Source organism: uncultured Serinicoccus sp. (assembly GCF_947487915.1).
In the GTDB taxonomy this organism is placed as follows: domain Bacteria; phylum Actinomycetota; class Actinomycetes; order Actinomycetales; family Dermatophilaceae; genus Ornithinicoccus.
This window is the reverse complement of sequence record NZ_CANKYH010000002.1, coordinates 234,815-253,762: the sequence shown is the minus strand read 5'-3', so window position 1 is coordinate 253,762 and position 18,948 is coordinate 234,815. Positions and strand designations below refer to the sequence as shown.

Genomic DNA, 18,948 nt, shown 5'->3' with positions numbered 1-18,948 from the left:
GATGGACCTGTACGGCGAGCTCATCCTCGACCACGCGAAGCGGCCGCAGCACGCCGGTCTGCGGGAGCCCTACGACGTCGAGGTCAACCACGTGAACCCCACCTGCGGCGACGAGATCAGCCTGCGGGTGCACCTCGACACCGTCGCCGGGGGCGCCCAGGACGGCGCCGCCGTGCTGCGCGACGTGTCCTACGACGCGCTGGGCTGCTCGATCTCCGTGGCGTCCGCCTCGGTGCTCGCCGAGGAGACCCTGGGTCGGCCGGTCGCGCAGACCTTGCAGACCTACCGGCACCTGCACGCCATGCTGACCAGCCGCGGGGCCGACCCCGGCGACGCCGAGCAGATCGGCGACGCCGTGGCCTTCGCGGGCGTCGCCAAGTACCCTGCTCGCGTCAAGTGCGCCCTGCTGCCCTGGACCGCCTACCTCGACGCCCTCGCGCGCGCCGGCGCGGACATCTCCGCCGCCAGCGAGCGACCCGAGGGCGCCTGACCGACCACCGACCCGACGCCCCCTCTGGAGGAACGCATGACCACCACCACCCCGCCCAACGTCGCCGACGTCGAGGAGGCCCTGCGCGACGTCGTGGACCCCGAGCTCGGCATCAACGTCGTCGACCTCGGCCTCGTCTACGGCGTCACCGTGGACGCGGCCAGCCACGCCGTCATCGACATGACCCTCACCTCGGCCGCCTGCCCGCTGACCGACGTCATCGAGGACCAGGTCGCGCAGAGCCTGGAGGGCCTGGTCACGAGCCACCGGATCAACTGGGTCTGGATGCCCCCGTGGGGCCCGGACAAGATCACCGAGGACGGGCGCGAGCAGCTGCGCGCGCTCGGCTTCAACGTCTGAGGCGCGAGCCGCGCCGATGGCCTCGACCCACCTCGTCGACGTCGCTCCCGAGCGGCTCGCGGGGTGGGTCGAGCGGTTCACGGACTCCCACGGGCCGCTGACCTGGTCGGTCGCGACCGACGACACGGGCGAGGCGTGGGAGGCGCGTGCCCAGGACGGGTCGTGGGCGCGGCTGCGGTCGTGGCGCGCCCCGCGGGCCGACGAGTCGGCGGGGCCGGCGCCGGGGTGGGAGCGGCCGCCGCCCCTGCTCGTGGTGCTGGTCCGGCGCGGAGGGTATGCCGTCGCCCTGGTCGGTCCGGACGGGTCCCTGGAGCAGCACAAGGTGGGCACCCGGCACGTGCAGTCGCGCACGGCGGCCGGGGGATGGAGCCAGCAGCGCTTCGCCCGGCGCCGGGGGAACCAGGCGGACGTGCTCGTCGAGGCGGTGGCGGGGCACACCGCACGGGTGCTGGGGGAGGAGCTGGCGGACCGGGGGGCCGTGCCCGAGGGCCTGGTCCTGGGCGGTGACCGCGGCCTGGCCGACGCCGTCCTGCGGGGGCTGCCGACAGCGACGGCCGGCGTGCGCGGGCTCCCGCGGCGCACGCTGTGGGACGTCCCGGACCCACGCCGCTCCGTCCTCGACGACGCGGTGCGGCGCGGGCGCGCGGTGCGGGTGCAGGTCCACAACGCCTGACCCACCGGACGCCGCGGATGGTTGCCCCGGACACGACGGGACGCCGCCCGTGGTGGCTGACCACCACGGGCGGCGCTCGGTCGGTGTCGGGTGTGCTGCGGCCGAGGGTCAGGCGGGGGAGGTGCTGGCTGCCGGCCCCGCCGGGGCCGGCTCCTCCGGCTGCTCCTGGGCCCAGGGCAGGCCGCGACGGTCGCCGTCGTAGACGTCCTGGTCCAGGATGCCCTCCCGCTTGGCCACGATCGTGGGGACGAGCGCCTGGCCGGTGACGTTGGTGGCCGTGCGCCCCATGTCCAGGATCGGGTCGACCGCGAGGAGCAGACCCACGCCCTCCAGCGGCAGCCCCAGCGTGGACAGCGTCAGCGTGAGCATGACGGTCGCGCCGGTGACACCCGCGGTGGCGGCCGAGCCGAGCACCGAGACGAAGGCGATGAGGAGGTACTCCGTCACGCCGAGGTCGACGCCGAAGAACTGGGCGACGAAGATCGCGGCGATGGCCGGGTAGACCGCGGCGCAGCCGTCCATCTTGGTCGTCGCGCCCAGCGGCACGGCGAAGGCGGCGTAGGCGCGAGGCACCCCGAGGTTGCGCTCAGTGACCGACTGGGTGACCGGCAGGGTGCCGATCGAGGAGCGCGACACGAAGCCCAGCTGCATGGCCGGCCACACGCCGGTGAAGAACTGCTTGACGGACAGGCCGTGCAGACGCAGCAGGACGGGGTAGAGGACGCCGACGACGAGCAGCAGGCCGGCGTAGATGGCCAGGGTGAACCGGCCCAGTGAGCCGATGGTCTCCCAGCCGTAGGACACGATGGCGTTGCCGAGCAGGCCGACGGTCGCGAGCGGGGCGAGCAGGATGACCCACCACAGGACCTTCTGCACGACGCTCAGGGCCGAGCGGGTGAAGGCCAGGAAGGGGTCGGCGTCCTTGCCGACCTTGACCACCGCGACCCCGACGGCGATGGCCAGGATGAGGATCTGCAGGACGTTGAACGACAGGTTGACGCCGTCCTCACCCTCGCTGGCGTAGATCCCGAGGCTGTTGGCCGGGATGAGACCGGTGAGGAAGTCCAGCCAGCCGCCGGTGCTGGAGGGGGCGGCCGCGTCCGCCGTGGTGACCCCGGCACCCTGGGCGGGGTCGACGACCCAGCCGAGGACCATACCGATGGACACCGAGGCCAGGGCGGTGATGGCGAACCACAGCAGCGTCTGCCACGCCAGGCGGGCCGCGTTGGTCACCTGTCGCAGGTTGGCGATCGAGGAGACGATCGCGAGGAAGACCAGCGGCGGCACGATGGTGCGCAGCAGGGTGACGAACGAGGAGCCGATGATGGACAACGTCTCGGACAGCCAGGTGGGGTTGTCGGCGCTGGCGCCGGTGGACCGGGCCACGAGGCCCAGCACGACACCCAGCACGAGGCCGATGAGCACCTGGGTGCCGAAGGACACCCGGCGAAGACGGGACAGCACGGCGGAACCTTCCGGTGGGGGATGAGGTGGTGCAACCCTCGTCCCAACAGGACGTTATGGCCCGGCTATTCCGTCCCTCCGGCTGTGACCTCGCTCACCCGTCGTAGTCGTCGACGCTGGCCGCGTTGAGGGTGTCGCACCGGTTGGCGTCCCCCGACTCGTAGCCCCGCATGAACCAGCCCATGCGCTGCTCGGAGCTGCCGTGGCTCCAGGTGTGCGGGGTGACCTGGCCCTGCACCCGCTCCTGGATGGAGTCGTCACCGACGGCCGAGGCGGCTGACAGCGCGGACTCGACGTCCTCCCGGGTCAGCTCCTCGAGCAGGGCGTTGCCCTCGTCGTCCTCGGTGCGGGTGGCGTTGCCCGCCCAGGCCCCAGCGAAGCAGTCGGCCTGCAGCTCGACCCGCACCGCCCCGGACTCCGGGCCGCGCGGGTCCTGCTGGGAGTACTGCAGCGCCCCGGTCCAGTTCTGGACGTGGTGGCCGTACTCGTGGGCCAGGACGTACATCTGGCTGAAGCTGCCGCCGTCCGAGCCCAGCTGCCCTTCCAGCTGGTCGAAGAAGCCGGTGTCGAGGTAGATCCGCCGGTCCAACGGGCAGTAGAACGGGCCGACCGCGCTCGAGGCGGACCCGCACTGCGTCTGGACGGAGCCGGAGAAGAGGATCGCGGTGGTGGCATCGGCATCGGGCAGCACGGCCGTCCAGTAGTCCTCCAGCGAGACCATCGTGGCCTTCATCCGGCAGTCGACGTCGGCGTTGGCGTCGGCGCCCGTCTGGCACTCCGCCAGGTCGACATTCTCCGCCTGCGGTGCCGCCTCCTGCTGCGAGCCGAGCACCTGGCCCGGGTCACCGCCCATGAGCATGACCACCAGCGCCAGCACGAGGGCACCCAGTCCGCCGCCGACCGCCACCTTGCCGCCACCGCCGGCGCGGCGGGCTCGCCCGCCGCCGATGTTGGCGTTCTCCCTGAAGGTCATGGGTGCTCCGTCCCCGTTCGTCCGCGCCGGTCGGGGGACCGGAGCCTCACCGCGTAGACTAGCCACCAGCCCCCCAGGACGCGACGCATCCCGATGCCGTCCGGGAGGCGTGACCCCTCCCGCAGCGCCGTTCCCGTGCTGCCCGCCGCCCGTGAAGGAGCCCGTCCGTGATCAGCGCAGCCGGTGTCGAGATCCGCGTGGGCTCCCGCCTGCTCATGGAGGACGTCACCTTCCGCGTCGGCCCGGGGGACCGGGTCGGGCTCGTGGGTCGCAACGGAGCGGGCAAGACGACCCTCACCCGGATGCTCTCCGGTGAGGGGCAGCCGGCGGGCGGCACCATCACCCGCACGGGGCAGATCGGCTACCTCCCGCAGGACCCCCGCACCGGGGACCTGGAGGTGCTCGGACGCGACCGCATCCTGTCCGCGCGCGGCCTGGACGAGATCATCCGCGGGTTGCGTCGGGCCGAGGAGACCATGGCCAGCGCCGACGGCGAGGAGCGCGAGCGGGCGATGGCGCGCTACACCCGGCTGGACGCGGAGTTCAGCAGCCGGGGTGGGTATGCCGCCGAGTCCGAGGCCGCCTCGATCGCCAGCAGCCTGGGCCTGCCGGACCGGGTGCTGGAGCAGCCCCTGCGCACCCTCTCCGGTGGGCAGCGACGCCGCATCGAGCTGGCGCGCATCCTCTTCTCCGGCGCCGACACCCTCCTGCTCGACGAGCCGACCAACCACCTGGACGCCGACTCCGTCGCCTGGCTGCGCGAGCACCTCAAGAGCCACACCGGCGGGCTCATGGTGATCTCGCACGACGTCGACCTCATCGAGACCGTCGTGACCAAGGTGTTCTACCTCGACGCCAACCGGCAGGTCCTGGACGTCTACAACATGGGGTGGAAGGCCTATCTCGCCCAGCGCGAGGCCGACGAGCGGCGACGCCACCGGGAGCGGGCCAACACCGAGAAGAAGGCGACCGCGCTGCTGGCGCAGGCCGACAAGATGCGGGCCAAGGCGACCAAGGCGGTCGCCGCCCAGAACATGGCCCGCCGGGCCGAGCGGATGATGGCCGGGCTCGAGGGGGAGCGGCAGAGCGACCGGGTGGCCAAGCTGCGCTTCCCGACCCCCGCGTCGTGCGGGCGCACCCCGCTCACCGCGGAGGGACTGTCCCGGTCCTACGGCAGCCTGGAGATCTTCACCGATGTCGACCTGGCGATCGACCGGGGGTCCAAGGTGGTGGTGCTGGGGCTGAACGGCGCCGGCAAGACCACGCTGCTGCGCCTGCTCGCCGGCATCGACGACCCGGACACCGGGGAGGTCCAGCCCGGGCACGGGCTCAAGCTCGGCTACTACGCCCAGGAGCACGAGACCCTGGACGTGCAGCGCAGCGTGCTGGACAACATGAAGTCGGCCGCCCCGGACCTCGACGAGACCGAGACCCGCAAGGTCCTGGGCTCCTTCCTCTTCTCCGGTGACGACGTCGACAAGCCGGCCGGCGTGCTGTCCGGCGGGGAGAAGACGCGGCTGGCCCTGGCGACCCTCGTCGTGTCCGCCGCCAACGTGCTGCTCCTGGACGAGCCGACCAACAACCTGGATCCCGCCTCCCGGGAAGAGGTGCTGTCCGCGTTGCGTTCCTACGAGGGTGCCGTCGTCCTGGTCAGCCACGACGAGGGCGCGGTGCAGGCGCTCGAGCCCGAGCGGGTCCTGCTTCTCCCGGACGGGGTCGAGGACCTGTGGGGACGTGACTACGAAGATCTCATCGCCCTGGCCTGAGGGCGTCAGGAAGGTGGCCCAGTGACGGTCGGTATGCGCGGCGGCACGTTCCGCAGCTTCGCCAAGGACCGCAGCGTCCAGGACCGCCGCATCGGGCGGGACACCGCGCGCCGGGTCGCGTCCTACGGACGCCCGTTCCTCGGCAAGATCGCGGCCTACCTGGCGCTGACGATCCTGGCCGGGGCCCTGGTGACGGCAGTCCCGCTGCTGCTGGGGCGGATCATCGACGACGGCACCGAGGTGGGGGACCGCGAGGTCGTCATCCGGCTCTCCCTCCTGGTCGCGGGCCTGGCGGTCCTCGAGGCCGCGGTGACCATCGTGACGCGCTGGTTCGGCTCGCGGATCGGTGAGGGCCTCATCTACCACCTGCGGCGCCAGGTCTTCGCGCACGTCCTGCGGCAGCCGATCGCCTTCTTCACCCGCGCCCAGACCGGGGCCCTCGTCTCCCGGCTCAACACCGACGTCATCGGGGCGCAGACCGCCTTCACCTCGATCCTGTCCGGCTTCGTCAGCAGCCTCGTCCAGCTGGTGCTCATCCTGGTCGCGCTGTTCTCCATGAGCTGGCAGATCACCCTGCTGGCCCTGCTTCTGGTACCGCTCTTCATCATCCCGGCGCGCTTCGTGGGCGCCCGGCTCTCCGCCCTCACCCGCCGCCAGATGGGGCTCAACGCCGACATGCAGGCGCGGATGACCGAGCGCTTCAACGTGGGTGGAGCCCTGCTCGTGCGGCTCTTCGGGAGGCCGGCGACCGAGGACGAGGAGTATGCCGAGCGTGCCGCCGGCGTGCGTGACTCCGGGATCGCCATCGCGGTGAACCGGGTGTTCTTCATGGCGGCGCTGGGCCTGGTGGCGGCGCTGGCCACCGCGCTCGTCTACGGCTTGGGCGGCCTCATGGTCGTCGCGGGGTCTTTGACCACTGGCACGCTGGTCGCGATGTCCACGCTGCTCACCCGGATGTACGGCCCCCTGACCTCGCTGTCCAACGTGCGGGTGGACATCATGACCGCCCTGGTGAGCTTCGAGCGGATCTTCGAGGTGCTCGACCTGCGCCCGCTGGTGGCGGAGGTCGACCGGCCCCGCGTCATACCCTCCGGTCCGGTGTCGGTCGACCTCGACGGGGTCAGCTTCGCCTACCCCTCCGCGGACGAGGTGTCCATCGCCTCGCTCGAGCAGCGGCCCGAGGCCGAGACCCAGGACGGGCACCGGGTGCTCGAGGGCGTGACCGCGACCGTGCCCGCCGGGTCCATGGTGGCGCTCGTCGGGCCCTCCGGTGCCGGCAAGACCACGCTCACCACCCTCGTGGCGCGCCTCTACGACCCCACGGCCGGCCGGGTGCGGATCGGAGGCGTGGACCTGAGGGAGGCGTCCTTCGACTCCCTGCGCCAGACCGTGGGCGTGGTGACCCAGGAGGCGCACATGTTCAACGACACGGTGCGCGCCAACCTGCTCTACGCCCGGCCCGAGGCCCAGGACACCGAGATCTGGCACGCGCTGGAGGGGGCCCGGATCGCCGACCTCGTGCGGCGGCTCCCGGACGGCCTCGACACCGTGGTCGGTGACCGCGGGCACCGGCTCTCGGGCGGGGAGAAGCAGCGCCTGGCCATCGCCCGCCTGCTGCTGAAGTCACCCGCCGTGGTGGTGCTGGACGAGGCGACCGCACACCTGGACAGCGAGTCCGAGGCGGCCGTCCAGCGGGCCCTGGACGAGGCGCTGCACGGGCGCACCTCGCTCGTCATCGCCCACCGCCTCTCCACGGTGCGCGACGCCGACCAGATCCTCGTGCTCGAGCACGGGCGCGTCGTCCAGCGCGGCACCCACGACCAGCTCCTCGCCGAGGGCGGCCTCTACGCCGCGCTCTACCGCACCCAGTTCCGCGACTGACCCGGCCACCCCGCACCGGACGCGCGGCAGGACCGCACGGGACGCGCACTCAGGCGTCCTCCTCGTCCCAGATCCGCACCTTGTGCCGGCGGGGCGGGCGGCGTCGCGCGGGGGAGGACGGCCGGGGTCGGGACCCCACCGGCACCGGCGGGTCGCCCGGCTCGGGCGCGAACTCGTCCTCGTCCTGCGCCTCGCGGCGCGCCATGACGAGGACGAGCAGGAGCCCCACCGGCACGGTGAGCCACCACTGCAGGGCGTAGGCCAGGTGGGACCCCAGGCCGGTGTCCGGCGCCGCCAGCGGCTCCGGCCGGGTGGCCGCGGCCGGCTGCTCCTCGTCCAGGACGAGGTATGCCGAGCGCAGGTCGAGGCCGGTCGCCGCCCCCAGGGCGCCCAGGTCGATCGAGGCGAGCTGTCCCTGGACCGGCTCCCGGCCCAGGTCACGCTCGGACGGCAGCAACCACCCGGTCACCGTGACCTGCCCGGCGGGGGCGTCCGGCACGTCCGGCAGCTGCTGCGCGGTGGGCGCGTTGGGTACCCACCCGCGGTCGACCGCGAGCGCGGTCCCGTCCGGCAGGGCCAGGGGCACCAGCACCTCGTAGCCGAAGACGCCCTCGTAGGGGCGGTTGCGCACGAGGTGCTGCTGGTCGGGGAGGTAGCGACCGGTCACCTCGACCCGGGTCCACCGCTGCGCGCCCGCGAGCTCGTCCTGCCGCCCCAGGGCCTCGTCGAGGGGCACCGGGGTCTGGTCGTAGTTGGCCTCGACGACCGCGCGGTCCTCGACCCTGGCCTCGTGACGGTTCCACTGCCAGGTCCCCAGGCCGGCGGTGATGACGGCGAAGAGGACGGCGAGCGCGAGGTAGCCGAGCCAGCGGGGGCGACGCAGGACCTGCCACACCTCAGCCGTCCGCCTCGGTGAGCTCGTCCACGCCGACGACCTCGAGGAGGAAGCCGCGCAGCTGCAGGAAGCCGCGCAGGTGCTCCTCGTGTCCCGGGCAGGCCAGCCAGACCTTGCGCCGCTCGGCGGTGTGCAGTGCGGGGTTGCGCCACACGACGGCTCGCTCGGCCTGCTGACGGCAGCCCTTGGCGCTGCAGACGAGCCCGGGTCCCGCCGGCGTCACGACGCGTCGGGGCCGCGTGGGGTATGCCGGTCGCTCACGACCGTGCCGGTGATGACGGCTCCGCTGCGGGCGCGGTCGGCGGCGCCCGGGTCCGGCGCGGGAGCGGTACCGAGCCCCCGGGTCGGGGCCTCGGGCGCCGACGCCGGGCCGCGTCTCTGGTCGACCGCGTTGGCGACCATGACCGCGAAGGCGGGGATGACCACGGCGAGGAAGACGGCGACCCAGGCGAGGGCATACCGCTGGGTGGTGAACGCCCAGACCGCGACGGGGAAGGACACCGTCCGGATGCCCATCGCCGTGAGGTACTGCCACATCCGGCGCTTGCGGTCCTCCTCGACGGAGCGTCGGGCGCTCGTCACCCCTTGTGCGCGACGTCGTGCTCCGGCGCGCGGGGCGGAGGAGGTGGGCACATCTCCACGATACGACTACGGTGGCCCCGTGACGAATCCCAGCGCCCCCTCCGCCCCCTCGGCAGTCCTCGTGACCGGTGGCAACCGCGGCATCGGCCTGGCCATCGCCCGCGCGTTCGCCGAGGCCGGCGACGACGTCGTCATCACCCACCGCAGCGGCGAGCCCCCCGAGGGGCTGCGCGGCGTGCGCTGCGACGTCACCGACGCAGCAAGCGTGGACGCCGCCTTCACCGGGGCGGAGCAGCTGCTCGGACGCCCGGTGGAGGTGCTCGTCGCGAACGCCGGCATCACCAAGGACACCCTGCTCATGCGGATGAGCGACGAGGACTTCGACGCGGTGCTCGACACCAACCTCGCCGGCGCGTTCCGGTGCGCGCGCCGGGCCTCCACGGGCATGATCAGGGCCCGGTCGGGGCGGATCATCTTCATCTCTTCCGTGGTCGGGCTCTACGGCTCTCCCGGACAGACCAACTACGCCGCGTCCAAGGCGGGGCTGGTCGGGCTCGCCCGCTCGATCACCCGCGAGCTGGGGGGCCGGGGCATCACCGCCAACGTCGTCGCCCCCGGCTTCATCGAGACCGAGATGACCGAGCAGCTGACCGCGGACCGGCGCGCGACCTACCTGGCCGGGATCCCCGCCGGGAGGTTCGCCCGCCCCGAGGAGGTGGCCGGGGCCGTGCGCTTCCTCGCCGGTCCGGACGCGGCCTACATCAGCGGCTCGGTGATTCCCGTCGACGGCGGGCTGGGGATGGGCCACTGAACCGGACCGGGCGACACGGGCCACGAGGCGCCGGATCCCGGCGGGGGACGCACTAGAGTTCCCCCATGCTCCTCGAGGGAAAGAAGCTCCTGATCACCGGTGTCCTCATGGACACCTCCATCGCCTTCCACGTGGCCCGGCTCGCCCAGGAGCAGGGAGCCGAGGTGGTGCTCACCTCCTTCGGCCGGACGATGAGGATCACCCAGGCCATCAGCCGCCGGCTGCCGCAGCCCGCGGCGGTGGTCGAGCTCGACGTGCAGAACACCGAGCACCTGGAGACGCTCGCGGACCGGGTGGGAGAGCACGTCGACCACCTCGACGGGGTGCTGCACTCCATCGGCTTCGCCCCGCAGGGCGCCTTCGACTTCCTCGGGGCGGACTGGGAGGACGTCGCGACGGCCATGCAGGTCAGCGCCTTCTCGCTCAAGGCGCTGGCGGTGGCGGCGCTGCCGCGCATGGGTGAGGGGGGCGCGGTCGTCGGGCTCACCTTCGACGCGCAGTACGCCTGGCCGGTCTACGACTGGATGGGGGTCTCCAAGGCGGCGTTCGAGGCGACCAGCCGCTACCTCGCCCGAGACCTGGGGCCGAAGGGGATCCGCTCCAACCTCGTCTCCGCAGGGCCCATCGCGACGACCGCGGCCAAGTCGATCCCGGAGTTCGACCAGTTCGCCCGGTGGGGCGAGCACTCACCGCTCGGGTGGGACGTCAGGGACCCGGTGCCGGCCGCCCAGGCCTGCGTGGCCCTGCTCTCGGACTGGTTCCCGGCGACCACCGGCGAGATCGTGCACGTGGACGGCGGCTTCCACGCCACCGGCTTCTGAGCCGAGGTCCCCTCCGGGCCGTCCTGCTCCGGGCCCCTCTCCTCCGAGGCCCTCCTGCGCCGTCCTACTCCGAGATCACGGTGCCCTTGCCGACGACGACGATGCCCGAGTCGGTGACGGTGAAGCCCCGGCGCCGGTCGTGCTCGTGGTCCACGCCGATGTGCACCCCGGCCGGGACCCGGATGCCCTTGTCGATGATCGCCCGGTGGATCTGGCAGGAACGCCCGACCTCGACCCGGTCCAGGAGCACCGAGCCGGTCACGTGGCTGAAGCTGTGCACCGTGACCCGGGGCGAGAGGACGCTGTCGGTGACGGTCGCCCCGGAGATGACGCACCCCGGGGACACCGCCGAGTTGACGGCGTGGCCCACCCGGTCCCCGGACCCGTGCACGAACTTCGCCGGCGGGTGCGGGCCGTAGTTGGTGAAGATCGGCCACTCCTCGTTGTAGAGGTTGAACACCGGGTGCACCGACACCAGGTCCAGGTGCGACTCGTAGTAGGAGTCGATGGTCCCGACGTCGCGCCAGTAGCCGCGGTCGCGGTCGGTCGCGCCGGCGATCTCGTTGTCCTTGAAGTCGTAGACCCAGGCGTCGCCCTTGTCGACGAACGCGGGCACGATGTCGCCGCCCATGTCGTGCTTGGACCCCTCGTTGAGGGCGTCCATCCGCACCGCCGCCTCCAGCGCCTCGGTGGTGAAGACGTAGTTGCCCATGGAGGCCAGCACCTCGTCGGGGGCGTCCGGCAGGCCGCGCGGGTCGGTGGGCTTCTCCAGGAACTCCCGGATCTGGCGGGGGTCCTCGCGCTGGACGTCGATGACCCCGAACTGGTCGGCCAGGCTGATGGGCTGGCGGATCGCCGCCACCGTGCAGCCCGCGCCGGTCTCGACGTGCTGCTCGACCATCTGGGCGAAGTCCATGCGGTAGACGTGGTCGGCGCCCACGACGACGACGATGTCCGGTCGCTCGTCGTGCACGAGGTTGAGGCTCTGGTAGATGGCGTCGGCCGAGCCGGCGAACCAGCTCTTGCCGAGCCGCTGCTGGGCGGGGACCGGCGCGACGTAGTTGCCGAGCAGCGTCGACATGCGCCATGTCTTGGTGATGTGGGCGTCGAGGCTGTGCGACTTGTACTGGGTCAGCACGACGATCTTGAGGTAGCCGGAGTTGACAATGTTGGAGAGGGCGAAGTCGATGAGCCGGTAGATCCCCCCGAACGGGACCGCGGGCTTGGCCCGGTCCGCGGTCAGCGGCATCAGCCTCTTGCCCTCCCCACCCGCCAGGACGATCGCCAGGACCTTGAGCCGACTGCCTCGTTGCGCTGCCATGGGACCAACCTAGACGTACCGTCAACCCCTGGCCAGGGGGAGGGCCAGGGGCTACGTTGAGGGCGTGCGCATCGACATCCTCACCCGCGAGTACCCCCCCAACGTCTACGGCGGAGCCGGCGTCCACGTCGCCGAGCTGACCCGCGCCCTGCGCGCCGTCGACGGGACCCAGGTCCAGGTCAGAGCCTTCGACGAGCCAGCGGACGAGCCCGGCACGACCGGGTATGCCGTGCCCGAGGACCTCGCGGACGCCAACGGTGCGCTGCGCACCCTCGGCGTCGACCTGCTCATGGCGCGCGACGTCGCCACCGGCGGTGCCGACCTCGTGCACAGCCACACCTGGTACGCCAACATGGGCGGGCACCTGGGTGGTGCGCTGGCGCAGATCCCGCACGTCGTCAGCGCGCACAGCCTGGAGCCCCTGCGCCCGTGGAAGGCCGAGCAGCTGGCCGGCGGGTATGCCGTCTCCTCCATGGTCGAGAAGGTCGCCTACGAGGGTGCGGCCGGCGTCATCGCCGTCTCCGCAGGAATGCGCCGGGACATCCTGGCGGCCTACCCCGGGGTGGACCCGGACCGGGTCCACGTCGTGCACAACGGCATCGACGCCGAGCTGTGGCAGCGGGACACCTCCGACGCCGCGGCCGAGTTCGTGCGGTCCAAGGGGGTGGACCCGCACGCGCGCAGCGTGGTCTTCCTCGGCCGCATCACCCGGCAGAAGGGGCTGCCGTTCCTGCTCAAGGCCCTGCGCGCCCTCGACGACGACGTCCAGGTCGTGCTCCTGGCGGGGGCACCGGACACCGAGGAGATCAAGGCCGAGGTCATCGCCCTCGTGGACCAGCTGCGCACCGAGCGCGGTGAGCAGGCGGCGCCCGTGGTGTGGATCGACGACATGCTGCCGCGCCACCAGGTCATCGCGGTGCTCTCGCACGCCACCGTCTTCGTGTGCCCCTCGGTCTACGAGCCGCTGGGCATCGTCAACCTCGAGGCGATGGCCTGCGGTGCGGCCGTGGTCGCGACCGCGACGGGCGGGATCCCCGAGGTGGTCGTCGACGGCGAGACCGGCTGGCTGGTGCCCATCGAGCAGGTCCAGGACGGCACCGGCACGCCCGTCGACGAGGACGCCTTCGTCGACGACCTGGGCAGGGCCCTCGTCGAGGCCTGCTCGGACGCCGAGGAGGCGCGCCGCCGCGGCGAGGCCGGTCGCGCGCGGGCGGTGGAGCAGTTCAGCTGGACCACGGTCGCCGAGCGTACGGTCGAGGTCTACCGCGCGGTCCTGGAGGGCCGGGCCCCCGACCTGCCCGAGCTCGGCTGAGGGCCCCTCAGCGCCAGCCGGCCAGGTGCAGGACGGCGGTGTTGGTCGCGTCGGCCAACGCGGTGGCGGCCACCGCCTGCAGTCGCCGCAGCGTCTGACCCCGCGAGGCCGTGGTCGCCAGATCGACCGAGTCCAGGGCGGGGTCCAGCCCGGCGTCGGTGAGCGTCAGGACGCCGGCAGCGAGGGCGATGAGCCGCTCGGCCCGGCCCGGCAGGCCGGCCGGCAGCCCCCACGGCTGGGCCTGCGACGTGCGCCGCAGCCCCGCGAGCCGCTCCTGCGCCGCGTCACCGAAGGGCACGCCCCCGGCGGCGAGGAGCGCCTCGGTGTGCGTGGCGAGCTCGGTCCGCAGGCCCAGCTCGACCTGACCGAGGTCGAGCGCCTGCGTGCGGTGGGTGGGGAAGGGCTCGGCGTCGTGCAGGGTCCAGCGCGCGGACCAGCCCTGGTCACCCGCCGGCCCGAACGGCGCGATCTCCGGCACCAGCGCCCCACCGAGGCCCGGGATGAAGACGCACTCGGCCGCCTCGCTCGCCGCCGCGAGGAGGTCGGCCGAGCCGCGCGGCATACCGGTCAGGTCACCGGGCCGGGGGAGGGCCACGAGCACGGCCCGCTCGCCCAGGCCCTGCCACATGCCCAGGGGCTCGGTCAGGCCCTCCACGTGGTCGAGGTCCGGCAGGGCGCGGTCGACGACCGTGGACACGTCGGCACGCCCGGCGAAGGCCGCGGTGGCCCACAGAGCCACCCGCACGCTCGCCGGCAGCTCGTGATCAGGCATGGGGGCGATGGTAGACACCTCGCTCCCGACTAGAGTGGCCCGCCATGAGCGATGTCCTCGAATTCGCCGGTGTCGGCGTCCGGCGTGGCACGACCGACCTGCTCAACGGGGTGGACTGGTCGGTCGAGGAGGGGGAGCGCTGGGTGGTCATCGGGCCCAACGGGGCCGGCAAGACCACGCTGCTGCAGCTCGCCTCCGGCCGCATGCACCCCACCACCGGCGTCGCCGGCGTCCTGGGCGAGGTGCTGGGGGCCGTCGACGTCTTCGAGCTGCGCCCCCGGATCGGGGTCTCCAGCGCCGCCGTCGCCGACCGGATCCCCGACGAGGAGCGGGTCAGCGACGTCGTCGTCACCGCGGCCTACGGGGTGGTCGGCCGCTGGCGCGAGCAGTACGACGAGACCGACGACCAGCGCGCCGCCGAGCTGCTCGAGGCGCTCGGGGTGGCGCACCTGGCCGCCCGCCGGTTCGGCACCCTCTCCGAGGGAGAGCGCAAGCGGGTGCAGATCGCCCGGGCGCTCATGACCGACCCCGAGCTCATGCTGCTCGACGAGCCGGCTGCCGGTCTGGACCTGCGCGGCCGGGAGGACCTCGTGGGACGCCTCAGCGTGCTCGCCGCGGACCTCGACGCCCCGGCCCTGGTGCTGGTGACGCACCACGTCGAGGAGATCCCGCCCGGCTTCACCGACATCCTCATGCTGCGGGAGGGCTCGGTGATCGCCGCCGGCCCGATCGAGCTCACGCTGACGGCGGAGAACCTCTCGGCCACCTTCGGCATACCGCTCGTGGTCGACCGGCACGGGGACCGCTGGTCGGCCCGCGCCGCGACGACGGTGGTGGCGGAGACTTCTGCGTCCGGCACGGCCGCGGCAGACACTGCGCCCCGCACCACCGCGTGAGCGTCCTCGAGGTCTGCGCCATCGTCCTGGCCGGGCTGGCGGCGGGCACCATCAACACGATCGTCGGGTCCGGCACGCTGGTGACCTTCCCGGTGCTGCTGCTCTTCGGGTACGCCCCGGTGTCGGCCAACGTGTCCAACTCCCTCGGCCTGGTGCCCGGTGGGCTGGCGGGCACCTGGGGCTACCGTCACGAGCTGCGCACGCTGGGGCCCATGCTGTGGCGCCTGGGACCGGCGAGCCTGGTGGGGTCGGTCATCGGCGCCCTCCTCCTGCTCGTGCTGCCGCCCGAGGCGTTCGAGACGATCGTCCCCGTCCTCATCCTCATCGCGCTGCTGCTCGTGGTCTTCGGCCCCAGGCTGCAGCGCTGGGCCGCCCGCCAGCACGCCGACCGCATCACCCCGGGGCGGTGGGTCGCCCTCATCGTGGGGATCCTGCTGTCCGGGGTCTACGGCGGCTACTTCGGCGCGGCACAGGGGGTGCTGCTGCTGGGCATCATGAGCATCCTGCTGCCGCTGGGACTGCAGCAGATCAACGGCATCAAGAACGTCCTGGCCACGATCGCCAACCTCGTGGCGGCACTCGTCTTCCTCGTGGTCGCCCCGGACCTCGTCGACTGGACGGTGGTCCTGCTCATCGGGGTCGGGTCCATCCTCGGCGGCGTCCTGGGGGCCCGGGTGGGACGCCGGCTGCCGCCAGCCGTGCTGCGGGCGGTCATCGTCGTCATCGGCACGGTGGCGATCGTCAACCTGCTGCTGACATGAGCGCGGCCCCGGCTGACCTGCCACCGGGAGCGGTGTGGGTCGAGGACCCCCGCGACCCACGGGTGCGCGACTACTTCCAGCTCACCGACGTGGCGCTGCGCCGGGTGCTGGAGCCGCAGGAGGGCCTCTACCTCGCCGAGTCCGACAAGGTCATCCGGCGCGCGCTGGCCTCGGGGCACCGGATGCGCTCCCTGCTCCTCACACCGCGCTGGGCGACCGAGCTCACCGAGCTGGTCCGCCCCGCCCTGGCGGACGGCATACCGGTGTATGTCGGGAGTCCGGGCGTCATCGAGGAGATGACCGGCTTCCACCTGCACCGGGGGGCCATCGCGGCCATGCACCGGCCCACCCTGCCCGGTGTGGGCGAGGTGGTGGCCGGGGCGCGCAGGGTCGCCGTCCTGGAGGACGTCGTGGACCACACCAACGTGGGCGCCGCCTTCCGGTCCGCCGCGGCCCTCGGGGTGGACGCCGTGCTGGTGACGCCGCGCTGCGCGGACCCGCTCTACCGCAGGGCGGTCCGGGTCTCGATGGGCACCGTCTTCCAGGTGCCCTGGACGCGTATCGACCCGTGGCCCGGGGGCGTGGGTGTGCTCCGGGAGGCCGGCTTCACCGTGGCGGCGCTGGCGCTCGCCCAGGACGCCGTCGACCTCGACGAGCTGGAGGCCCGGCCGCCGCAGCGCCTCGCGCTGGTGCTGGGCACCGAGGGCGACGGCCTGTCCCGCCGGACCGTCGAGGCGGCCGACCTGGTCGTCCGGATCCCCATGGGCGGGGGCGTCGACAGCCTCAACGTCGCGGCCGCCTCGGCCGTGGCGTTCTGGGCGGTCCGGCCACGCTGAGGTGGACGTGGCGGCCAGTTCGTGTGCAGTCGTGGCCCTCCAGGGGCCATAGCTGCCCACGGTGGCGGCCCGCTCGTGCAGATTCCCGTCGTGAGGCCGAAGACTGTGCGCGGGTGTGGCCCTCCAGGGGCCACGACCGCGCACAGCCGCGCTCAGGACCGCCTGTCGGTGCGGCAGGCCTCCTGTCACCGGGCCCCCCGCGCTCAGCCGTCCTGCTGGACGTCCTGCCGTGCGTCGCGGCGCCGGAACAGCCCCGCGAGGACAGCGCCGGAGAGGTTGTGCCACACCGAGAACACCGCACCCGGCAGCGCCGCCACCGGCGTGAAGAAGGTGGCCGCCAGGCCCGAGGCGAGCCCCGAGTTCTGCATCCCCACCTCGATCGCCATGGTGCGCGCCGACCGCTCGCCGACCCCGGTGACGCGGCCGACGGCATACCCGATGCTCAGGCCGAGCAGGTTGTGCAGGACCACGGCCGCGGCGACGAGCAGGCCCGCCTCGAGGAGCTGGTCGGCCGAGAGGGAGACCACGAGCGCGACGACCACGCAGATGACGAGGACCGAGAACCACGGCATCAGTGGGAGCACCCGCCGCACCAGTGACGGCAGGAGCAGGCGGACGAGCAGGCCCAGGACCACCGGCACGAGCACGATGACGACGATGGTGCGGGCCATGCCCCAGCCGTCCACCGGCAGCCGCTCGCCGACCAGCCAGAGCGTCAGGAGGGGCGTCAGCAGCGGAGACAGCAGGGTCGACACCGAGGTCATGGTGACCGACAGGGCCGTGTCGGCCCGGGCGAGGTAGGCCACGACGTTGCTGGCGGTGCCGCCGGGCACGCAGCCCACGAGGATGACGCCCGCGGCGATCTCGTCCGGGAGCCGCAGCAGGGTGACGACGAGCAGGCCCACGAGGGGCATCACCGCGTACTGCGCCGCGACCCCGAGCAGCACCGGCAGCGGGCGGCGCACGACGAGGGCGAAGTCGGGCAGGGTCAGGGTGAGCCCCATCCCGAACATGATGACGCCCAGCAGCGGGGTGATGAGTCCGGCGCCGCCGGAGACCGGGCCGGCGAAGGCATACCCGATCCCACCGGCGAGCAGGACCAGGAGCGGGAAGATGGTGACCGCGCGGTAGGCGCTGCGGTCCTCGGCCCGGGAGGTCGGCGTCGCGCCGTCGACGATGCTCATCGCGTCAGGGTGGCGCTCAGGCGGCGATCTCCAGGGCCAGGTCCGCCACGACCTCGGCACCCGGCAGCTCGGCCACCATCGCCCCGGGCAGCCGCAGCTTGCTGCGCCGCAGGCCCGACCCGACGACGACCTGCTCGCGCTGCACGACGCGGGCGTCGACGAGCACCGGCCAGTCCTCCGGTACACCGAGGGGCGTGATGCCGCCGTACTCCATGCCGCTGCGCTGCACGGCGTCCTCCATCGTCATGAAGGAGCACTTGCGCACGTCGAGACGCTTGCGCACGGTCTTGTTGACATCGGCCCGGGTATGCCCGAGCACCAGGGCCGCGCACACGCGCTCCTCCCCGGCGCGCGCCCCGGCGATGACGATGCAGTTGGCCATGTCGCGCAGGTCCCACCCCGTGGCCTCCACCAGCACGGCCGTGTCGGCGTGGTCGGGATCGATCTCGGTCACCTCGACGGCGGTGACGTCGTGACCGTCAGCCGCCATCGCCTCCAGCGCCTGCCGGACCGGCTCGGCGAGCAGGTCGGGACGGTCCAGGGCGGGGGTCCAGGTGAGGCTCACAGCTGGTAGGTGCCGGTGATCGACCCGCGGGCCAGCACGTTGCCGAGCGTCATGAACTGGGCCTTGGCGAGCGAGCTCGAGGCGTCGAGCCCGGTGTCGTCGGTGTCCAGCGCCCAGACGGTGAAGACGTAGCGGTGCGGCACGTCGCCCTCGGGCGGGGCGCAGCCGGCCCAGTCGTGGGTGCCGAAGTCGTTGGCGAGCGTCATGGCGCCCTCGCCGAGGTCGTGCCCCTCCTGCCCGGCACCGGTGGGCAGGGAGGTGACGTCTGCGGGAAGGCCGAGGACCGCCCAGTGCGAGAAGCCACCGACGACCGGGGCGTCCGGGTCGTGGCAGACGAGCAGGAAGGACCGGGTGCCCTCCGGGGCCCCGGACCAGGCCAGCTGCGGGGAGGTGTTGCCCTGGGCGTAGCCCGCGGACTCCGGCAACGGGGACCCCTCGGTGAAGTCCGTGCTGGTCACCTGCAGCTCGGCCGGCGCGGCCGGGAGGGTGTCGACGGGGTGGGGGGCAAGGGTGCGCTCCAGACTCATGCCCACGAACCTAACGCGAGCGCCGTGGGCCCGCACGTGGTGGTCAGGGTGTCGGGGG

At 72.9% G+C, this 18,948-nt stretch carries 21 protein-coding genes; 11 read left to right on the top strand and 10 right to left on the bottom strand.

Annotated features, from left to right (window positions below; genetic code table 11):
- The first annotated feature begins 1 nt into the window (after nucleotide 1).
- The 3 genes from sufU to Q0795_RS03070 are packed head-to-tail and all read left to right on the top strand — an operon-like array spanning nucleotide 2 to nucleotide 1,523.
- Nucleotides 2-490 carry a Fe-S cluster assembly sulfur transfer protein SufU gene (gene sufU, locus Q0795_RS03080; RefSeq protein WP_298886316.1) on the top strand — a complete coding sequence of 163 codons (489 nt, stop codon included), beginning with the start codon at nucleotides 2-4 and terminating at the stop codon, nucleotides 488-490.
- A 36-nt stretch (nucleotides 491-526) separates the two neighbouring features.
- Nucleotides 527-850 carry a metal-sulfur cluster assembly factor gene (locus Q0795_RS03075; RefSeq protein WP_010148516.1) on the top strand — a complete coding sequence of 108 codons (324 nt, stop codon included), beginning with the start codon at nucleotides 527-529 and terminating at the stop codon, nucleotides 848-850.
- Between the two features lie 16 nt (nucleotides 851-866).
- Nucleotides 867-1,523, top strand: coding sequence for an acVLRF1 family peptidyl-tRNA hydrolase (locus tag Q0795_RS03070; protein ID WP_298886314.1), 657 nt, complete (start codon nucleotides 867-869; stop codon nucleotides 1,521-1,523).
- 108 nt (nucleotides 1,524-1,631) lie between these two features.
- On the opposite strand, the gene Q0795_RS03065 is transcribed toward Q0795_RS03070, so the two are convergent.
- Entirely contained in the window at nucleotides 1,632-2,987 is a 1,356-nt protein-coding gene (locus tag Q0795_RS03065) for a dicarboxylate/amino acid:cation symporter (protein WP_298886312.1), read from the bottom strand.
- A gap of 94 nt (nucleotides 2,988-3,081) precedes the next feature.
- Nucleotides 3,082-3,960, bottom strand: coding sequence for a neutral zinc metallopeptidase (locus Q0795_RS03060; protein WP_298886309.1), 879 nt, complete (start codon nucleotides 3,958-3,960; stop codon nucleotides 3,082-3,084).
- Between the two features lie 167 nt (nucleotides 3,961-4,127).
- On the opposite strand from Q0795_RS03060, the gene Q0795_RS03055 reads away from it, so the two are divergent.
- Together Q0795_RS03055 and Q0795_RS03050 are read left to right on the top strand one after the other, a co-directional pair.
- Nucleotides 4,128-5,726 (top strand): ABC-F family ATP-binding cassette domain-containing protein, encoded by a 1,599-nt coding sequence (locus tag Q0795_RS03055; RefSeq protein WP_298886307.1) that lies wholly within the window; start codon nucleotides 4,128-4,130, stop codon nucleotides 5,724-5,726.
- A 33-nt stretch (nucleotides 5,727-5,759) separates the two neighbouring features.
- Nucleotides 5,760-7,607: an ABC transporter ATP-binding protein gene (locus Q0795_RS03050; protein ID WP_298886304.1), complete on the top strand. Its 1,848-nt coding sequence runs from the start codon at nucleotides 5,760-5,762 to the stop codon at nucleotides 7,605-7,607.
- Nucleotides 7,608-7,656: 49 nt separating this feature from the next.
- Here the strand turns inward: Q0795_RS03050 and Q0795_RS03045 are convergent, their stop codons facing one another.
- Genes Q0795_RS03045 through Q0795_RS03035 form a run of 3 tightly spaced genes read right to left on the bottom strand, consistent with a single transcriptional unit; the run spans nucleotide 7,657 to nucleotide 9,135 of the window.
- Nucleotides 7,657-8,502 (bottom strand): SURF1 family protein, encoded by an 846-nt coding sequence (locus Q0795_RS03045; protein WP_298886301.1) that lies wholly within the window; start codon nucleotides 8,500-8,502, stop codon nucleotides 7,657-7,659.
- 1 nt (nucleotide 8,503) lies between these two features.
- Nucleotides 8,504-8,725 (bottom strand): hypothetical protein, encoded by a 222-nt coding sequence (locus tag Q0795_RS03040; RefSeq protein ID WP_298886299.1) that lies wholly within the window; start codon nucleotides 8,723-8,725, stop codon nucleotides 8,504-8,506.
- Nucleotides 8,722-9,135 (bottom strand): DUF3099 domain-containing protein, encoded by a 414-nt coding sequence (locus Q0795_RS03035; RefSeq protein ID WP_298886298.1) that lies wholly within the window; start codon nucleotides 9,133-9,135, stop codon nucleotides 8,722-8,724. The genes Q0795_RS03040 and Q0795_RS03035 overlap by 4 nt, the downstream gene beginning before the upstream one ends.
- 28 nt (nucleotides 9,136-9,163) lie before the next feature.
- Between Q0795_RS03035 and fabG the strand changes: the two genes are divergently transcribed.
- Nucleotides 9,164-9,895 carry a 3-oxoacyl-ACP reductase FabG gene (gene fabG, locus Q0795_RS03030; RefSeq protein WP_298886296.1) on the top strand — a complete coding sequence of 244 codons (732 nt, stop codon included), beginning with the start codon at nucleotides 9,164-9,166 and terminating at the stop codon, nucleotides 9,893-9,895.
- A 65-nt stretch (nucleotides 9,896-9,960) separates the two neighbouring features.
- The gene (gene fabI, locus Q0795_RS03025) at nucleotides 9,961-10,716 is read left to right on the top strand and encodes an enoyl-ACP reductase FabI (protein ID WP_298886294.1); all 756 of its coding nucleotides are present in this window, start codon (nucleotides 9,961-9,963) and stop codon (nucleotides 10,714-10,716) included.
- A 64-nt stretch (nucleotides 10,717-10,780) separates the two neighbouring features.
- Here the strand turns inward: fabI and glgC are convergent, their stop codons facing one another.
- Entirely contained in the window at nucleotides 10,781-12,037 is a 1,257-nt protein-coding gene (gene glgC / locus Q0795_RS03020) for a glucose-1-phosphate adenylyltransferase (protein ID WP_298886291.1), read from the bottom strand.
- A gap of 64 nt (nucleotides 12,038-12,101) precedes the next feature.
- On the opposite strand from glgC, the gene glgA reads away from it, so the two are divergent.
- Nucleotides 12,102-13,349 (top strand): glycogen synthase, encoded by a 1,248-nt coding sequence (glgA, locus tag Q0795_RS03015; protein ID WP_298886288.1) that lies wholly within the window; start codon nucleotides 12,102-12,104, stop codon nucleotides 13,347-13,349.
- Nucleotides 13,350-13,356: 7 nt separating this feature from the next.
- On the opposite strand, the gene Q0795_RS03010 is transcribed toward glgA, so the two are convergent.
- Entirely contained in the window at nucleotides 13,357-14,121 is a 765-nt protein-coding gene (locus Q0795_RS03010) for a hypothetical protein (protein WP_298886285.1), read from the bottom strand.
- Nucleotides 14,122-14,165: 44 nt separating this feature from the next.
- Between Q0795_RS03010 and Q0795_RS03005 the strand changes: the two genes are divergently transcribed.
- From Q0795_RS03005 to Q0795_RS02995, 3 genes are read left to right on the top strand one after another with little or no spacing between them, the layout of a single operon-like run.
- Nucleotides 14,166-15,017: an ABC transporter ATP-binding protein gene (locus tag Q0795_RS03005; RefSeq protein WP_298886282.1), complete on the top strand. Its 852-nt coding sequence runs from the start codon at nucleotides 14,166-14,168 to the stop codon at nucleotides 15,015-15,017.
- Nucleotides 15,014-15,778, top strand: coding sequence for a sulfite exporter TauE/SafE family protein (locus Q0795_RS03000; RefSeq protein WP_298886278.1), 765 nt, complete (start codon nucleotides 15,014-15,016; stop codon nucleotides 15,776-15,778). The genes Q0795_RS03005 and Q0795_RS03000 overlap by 4 nt, the downstream gene beginning before the upstream one ends.
- On the top strand, nucleotides 15,775-16,614 hold the full coding sequence (locus tag Q0795_RS02995; protein WP_298886276.1) for an RNA methyltransferase: 840 nt from the start codon (nucleotides 15,775-15,777) through the stop codon (nucleotides 16,612-16,614). The genes Q0795_RS03000 and Q0795_RS02995 overlap by 4 nt, the downstream gene beginning before the upstream one ends.
- 203 nt (nucleotides 16,615-16,817) lie before the next feature.
- Here Q0795_RS02995 and Q0795_RS02990 read toward each other — a convergent pair whose 3' ends face one another.
- The 3 genes from Q0795_RS02990 to Q0795_RS02980 are packed head-to-tail and all read right to left on the bottom strand — an operon-like array spanning nucleotide 16,818 to nucleotide 18,890.
- Nucleotides 16,818-17,798 (bottom strand): bile acid:sodium symporter family protein, encoded by a 981-nt coding sequence (locus Q0795_RS02990; protein WP_298886274.1) that lies wholly within the window; start codon nucleotides 17,796-17,798, stop codon nucleotides 16,818-16,820.
- 16 nt (nucleotides 17,799-17,814) lie between these two features.
- A complete protein-coding gene (locus Q0795_RS02985; protein ID WP_298886272.1) occupies nucleotides 17,815-18,363 on the bottom strand; it encodes a YbaK/EbsC family protein in 549 nt (182 codons plus the stop codon).
- Entirely contained in the window at nucleotides 18,360-18,890 is a 531-nt protein-coding gene (locus tag Q0795_RS02980; protein WP_298886270.1) for a YbhB/YbcL family Raf kinase inhibitor-like protein, read from the bottom strand. Before Q0795_RS02980 ends, Q0795_RS02985 begins: the two co-directional genes overlap by 4 nt.
- Nucleotides 18,891-18,948 lie beyond the last annotated feature (58 nt).

What these genes read in the sequence shown, in the direction of transcription:
- glgC (WP_298886291.1), bottom strand. Translation starts at nt 12,037, where the DNA reads ATGGCAGCGCAACGAGGCAGTCGGCTCAAGGTCCTGGCGATCGTCCTG.
- Q0795_RS03050 (WP_298886304.1), top strand. Translation starts at nt 5,760, where the DNA reads ATGCGCGGCGGCACGTTCCGCAGCTTCGCCAAGGACCGCAGCGTCCAG.
- Q0795_RS03075 (WP_010148516.1), top strand. Translation starts at nt 527, where the DNA reads ATGACCACCACCACCCCGCCCAACGTCGCCGACGTCGAGGAGGCCCTG.
- Q0795_RS03060 (WP_298886309.1), bottom strand. Translation starts at nt 3,960, where the DNA reads ATGACCTTCAGGGAGAACGCCAACATCGGCGGCGGGCGAGCCCGCCGC.
- Q0795_RS03010 (WP_298886285.1), bottom strand. Translation starts at nt 14,121, where the DNA reads ATGCCTGATCACGAGCTGCCGGCGAGCGTGCGGGTGGCTCTGTGGGCC.
- sufU (WP_298886316.1), top strand. Translation starts at nt 2, where the DNA reads ATGGACCTGTACGGCGAGCTCATCCTCGACCACGCGAAGCGGCCGCAG.
- Q0795_RS03070 (WP_298886314.1), top strand. Translation starts at nt 867, where the DNA reads ATGGCCTCGACCCACCTCGTCGACGTCGCTCCCGAGCGGCTCGCGGGG.
- Q0795_RS02995 (WP_298886276.1), top strand. Translation starts at nt 15,775, where the DNA reads ATGAGCGCGGCCCCGGCTGACCTGCCACCGGGAGCGGTGTGGGTCGAG.
- fabI (WP_298886294.1), top strand. Translation starts at nt 9,961, where the DNA reads ATGCTCCTCGAGGGAAAGAAGCTCCTGATCACCGGTGTCCTCATGGAC.
- Q0795_RS02980 (WP_298886270.1), bottom strand. Translation starts at nt 18,890, where the DNA reads ATGAGTCTGGAGCGCACCCTTGCCCCCCACCCCGTCGACACCCTCCCG.
- Q0795_RS02990 (WP_298886274.1), bottom strand. Translation starts at nt 17,798, where the DNA reads ATGAGCATCGTCGACGGCGCGACGCCGACCTCCCGGGCCGAGGACCGC.
- Q0795_RS03005 (WP_298886282.1), top strand. Translation starts at nt 14,166, where the DNA reads ATGAGCGATGTCCTCGAATTCGCCGGTGTCGGCGTCCGGCGTGGCACG.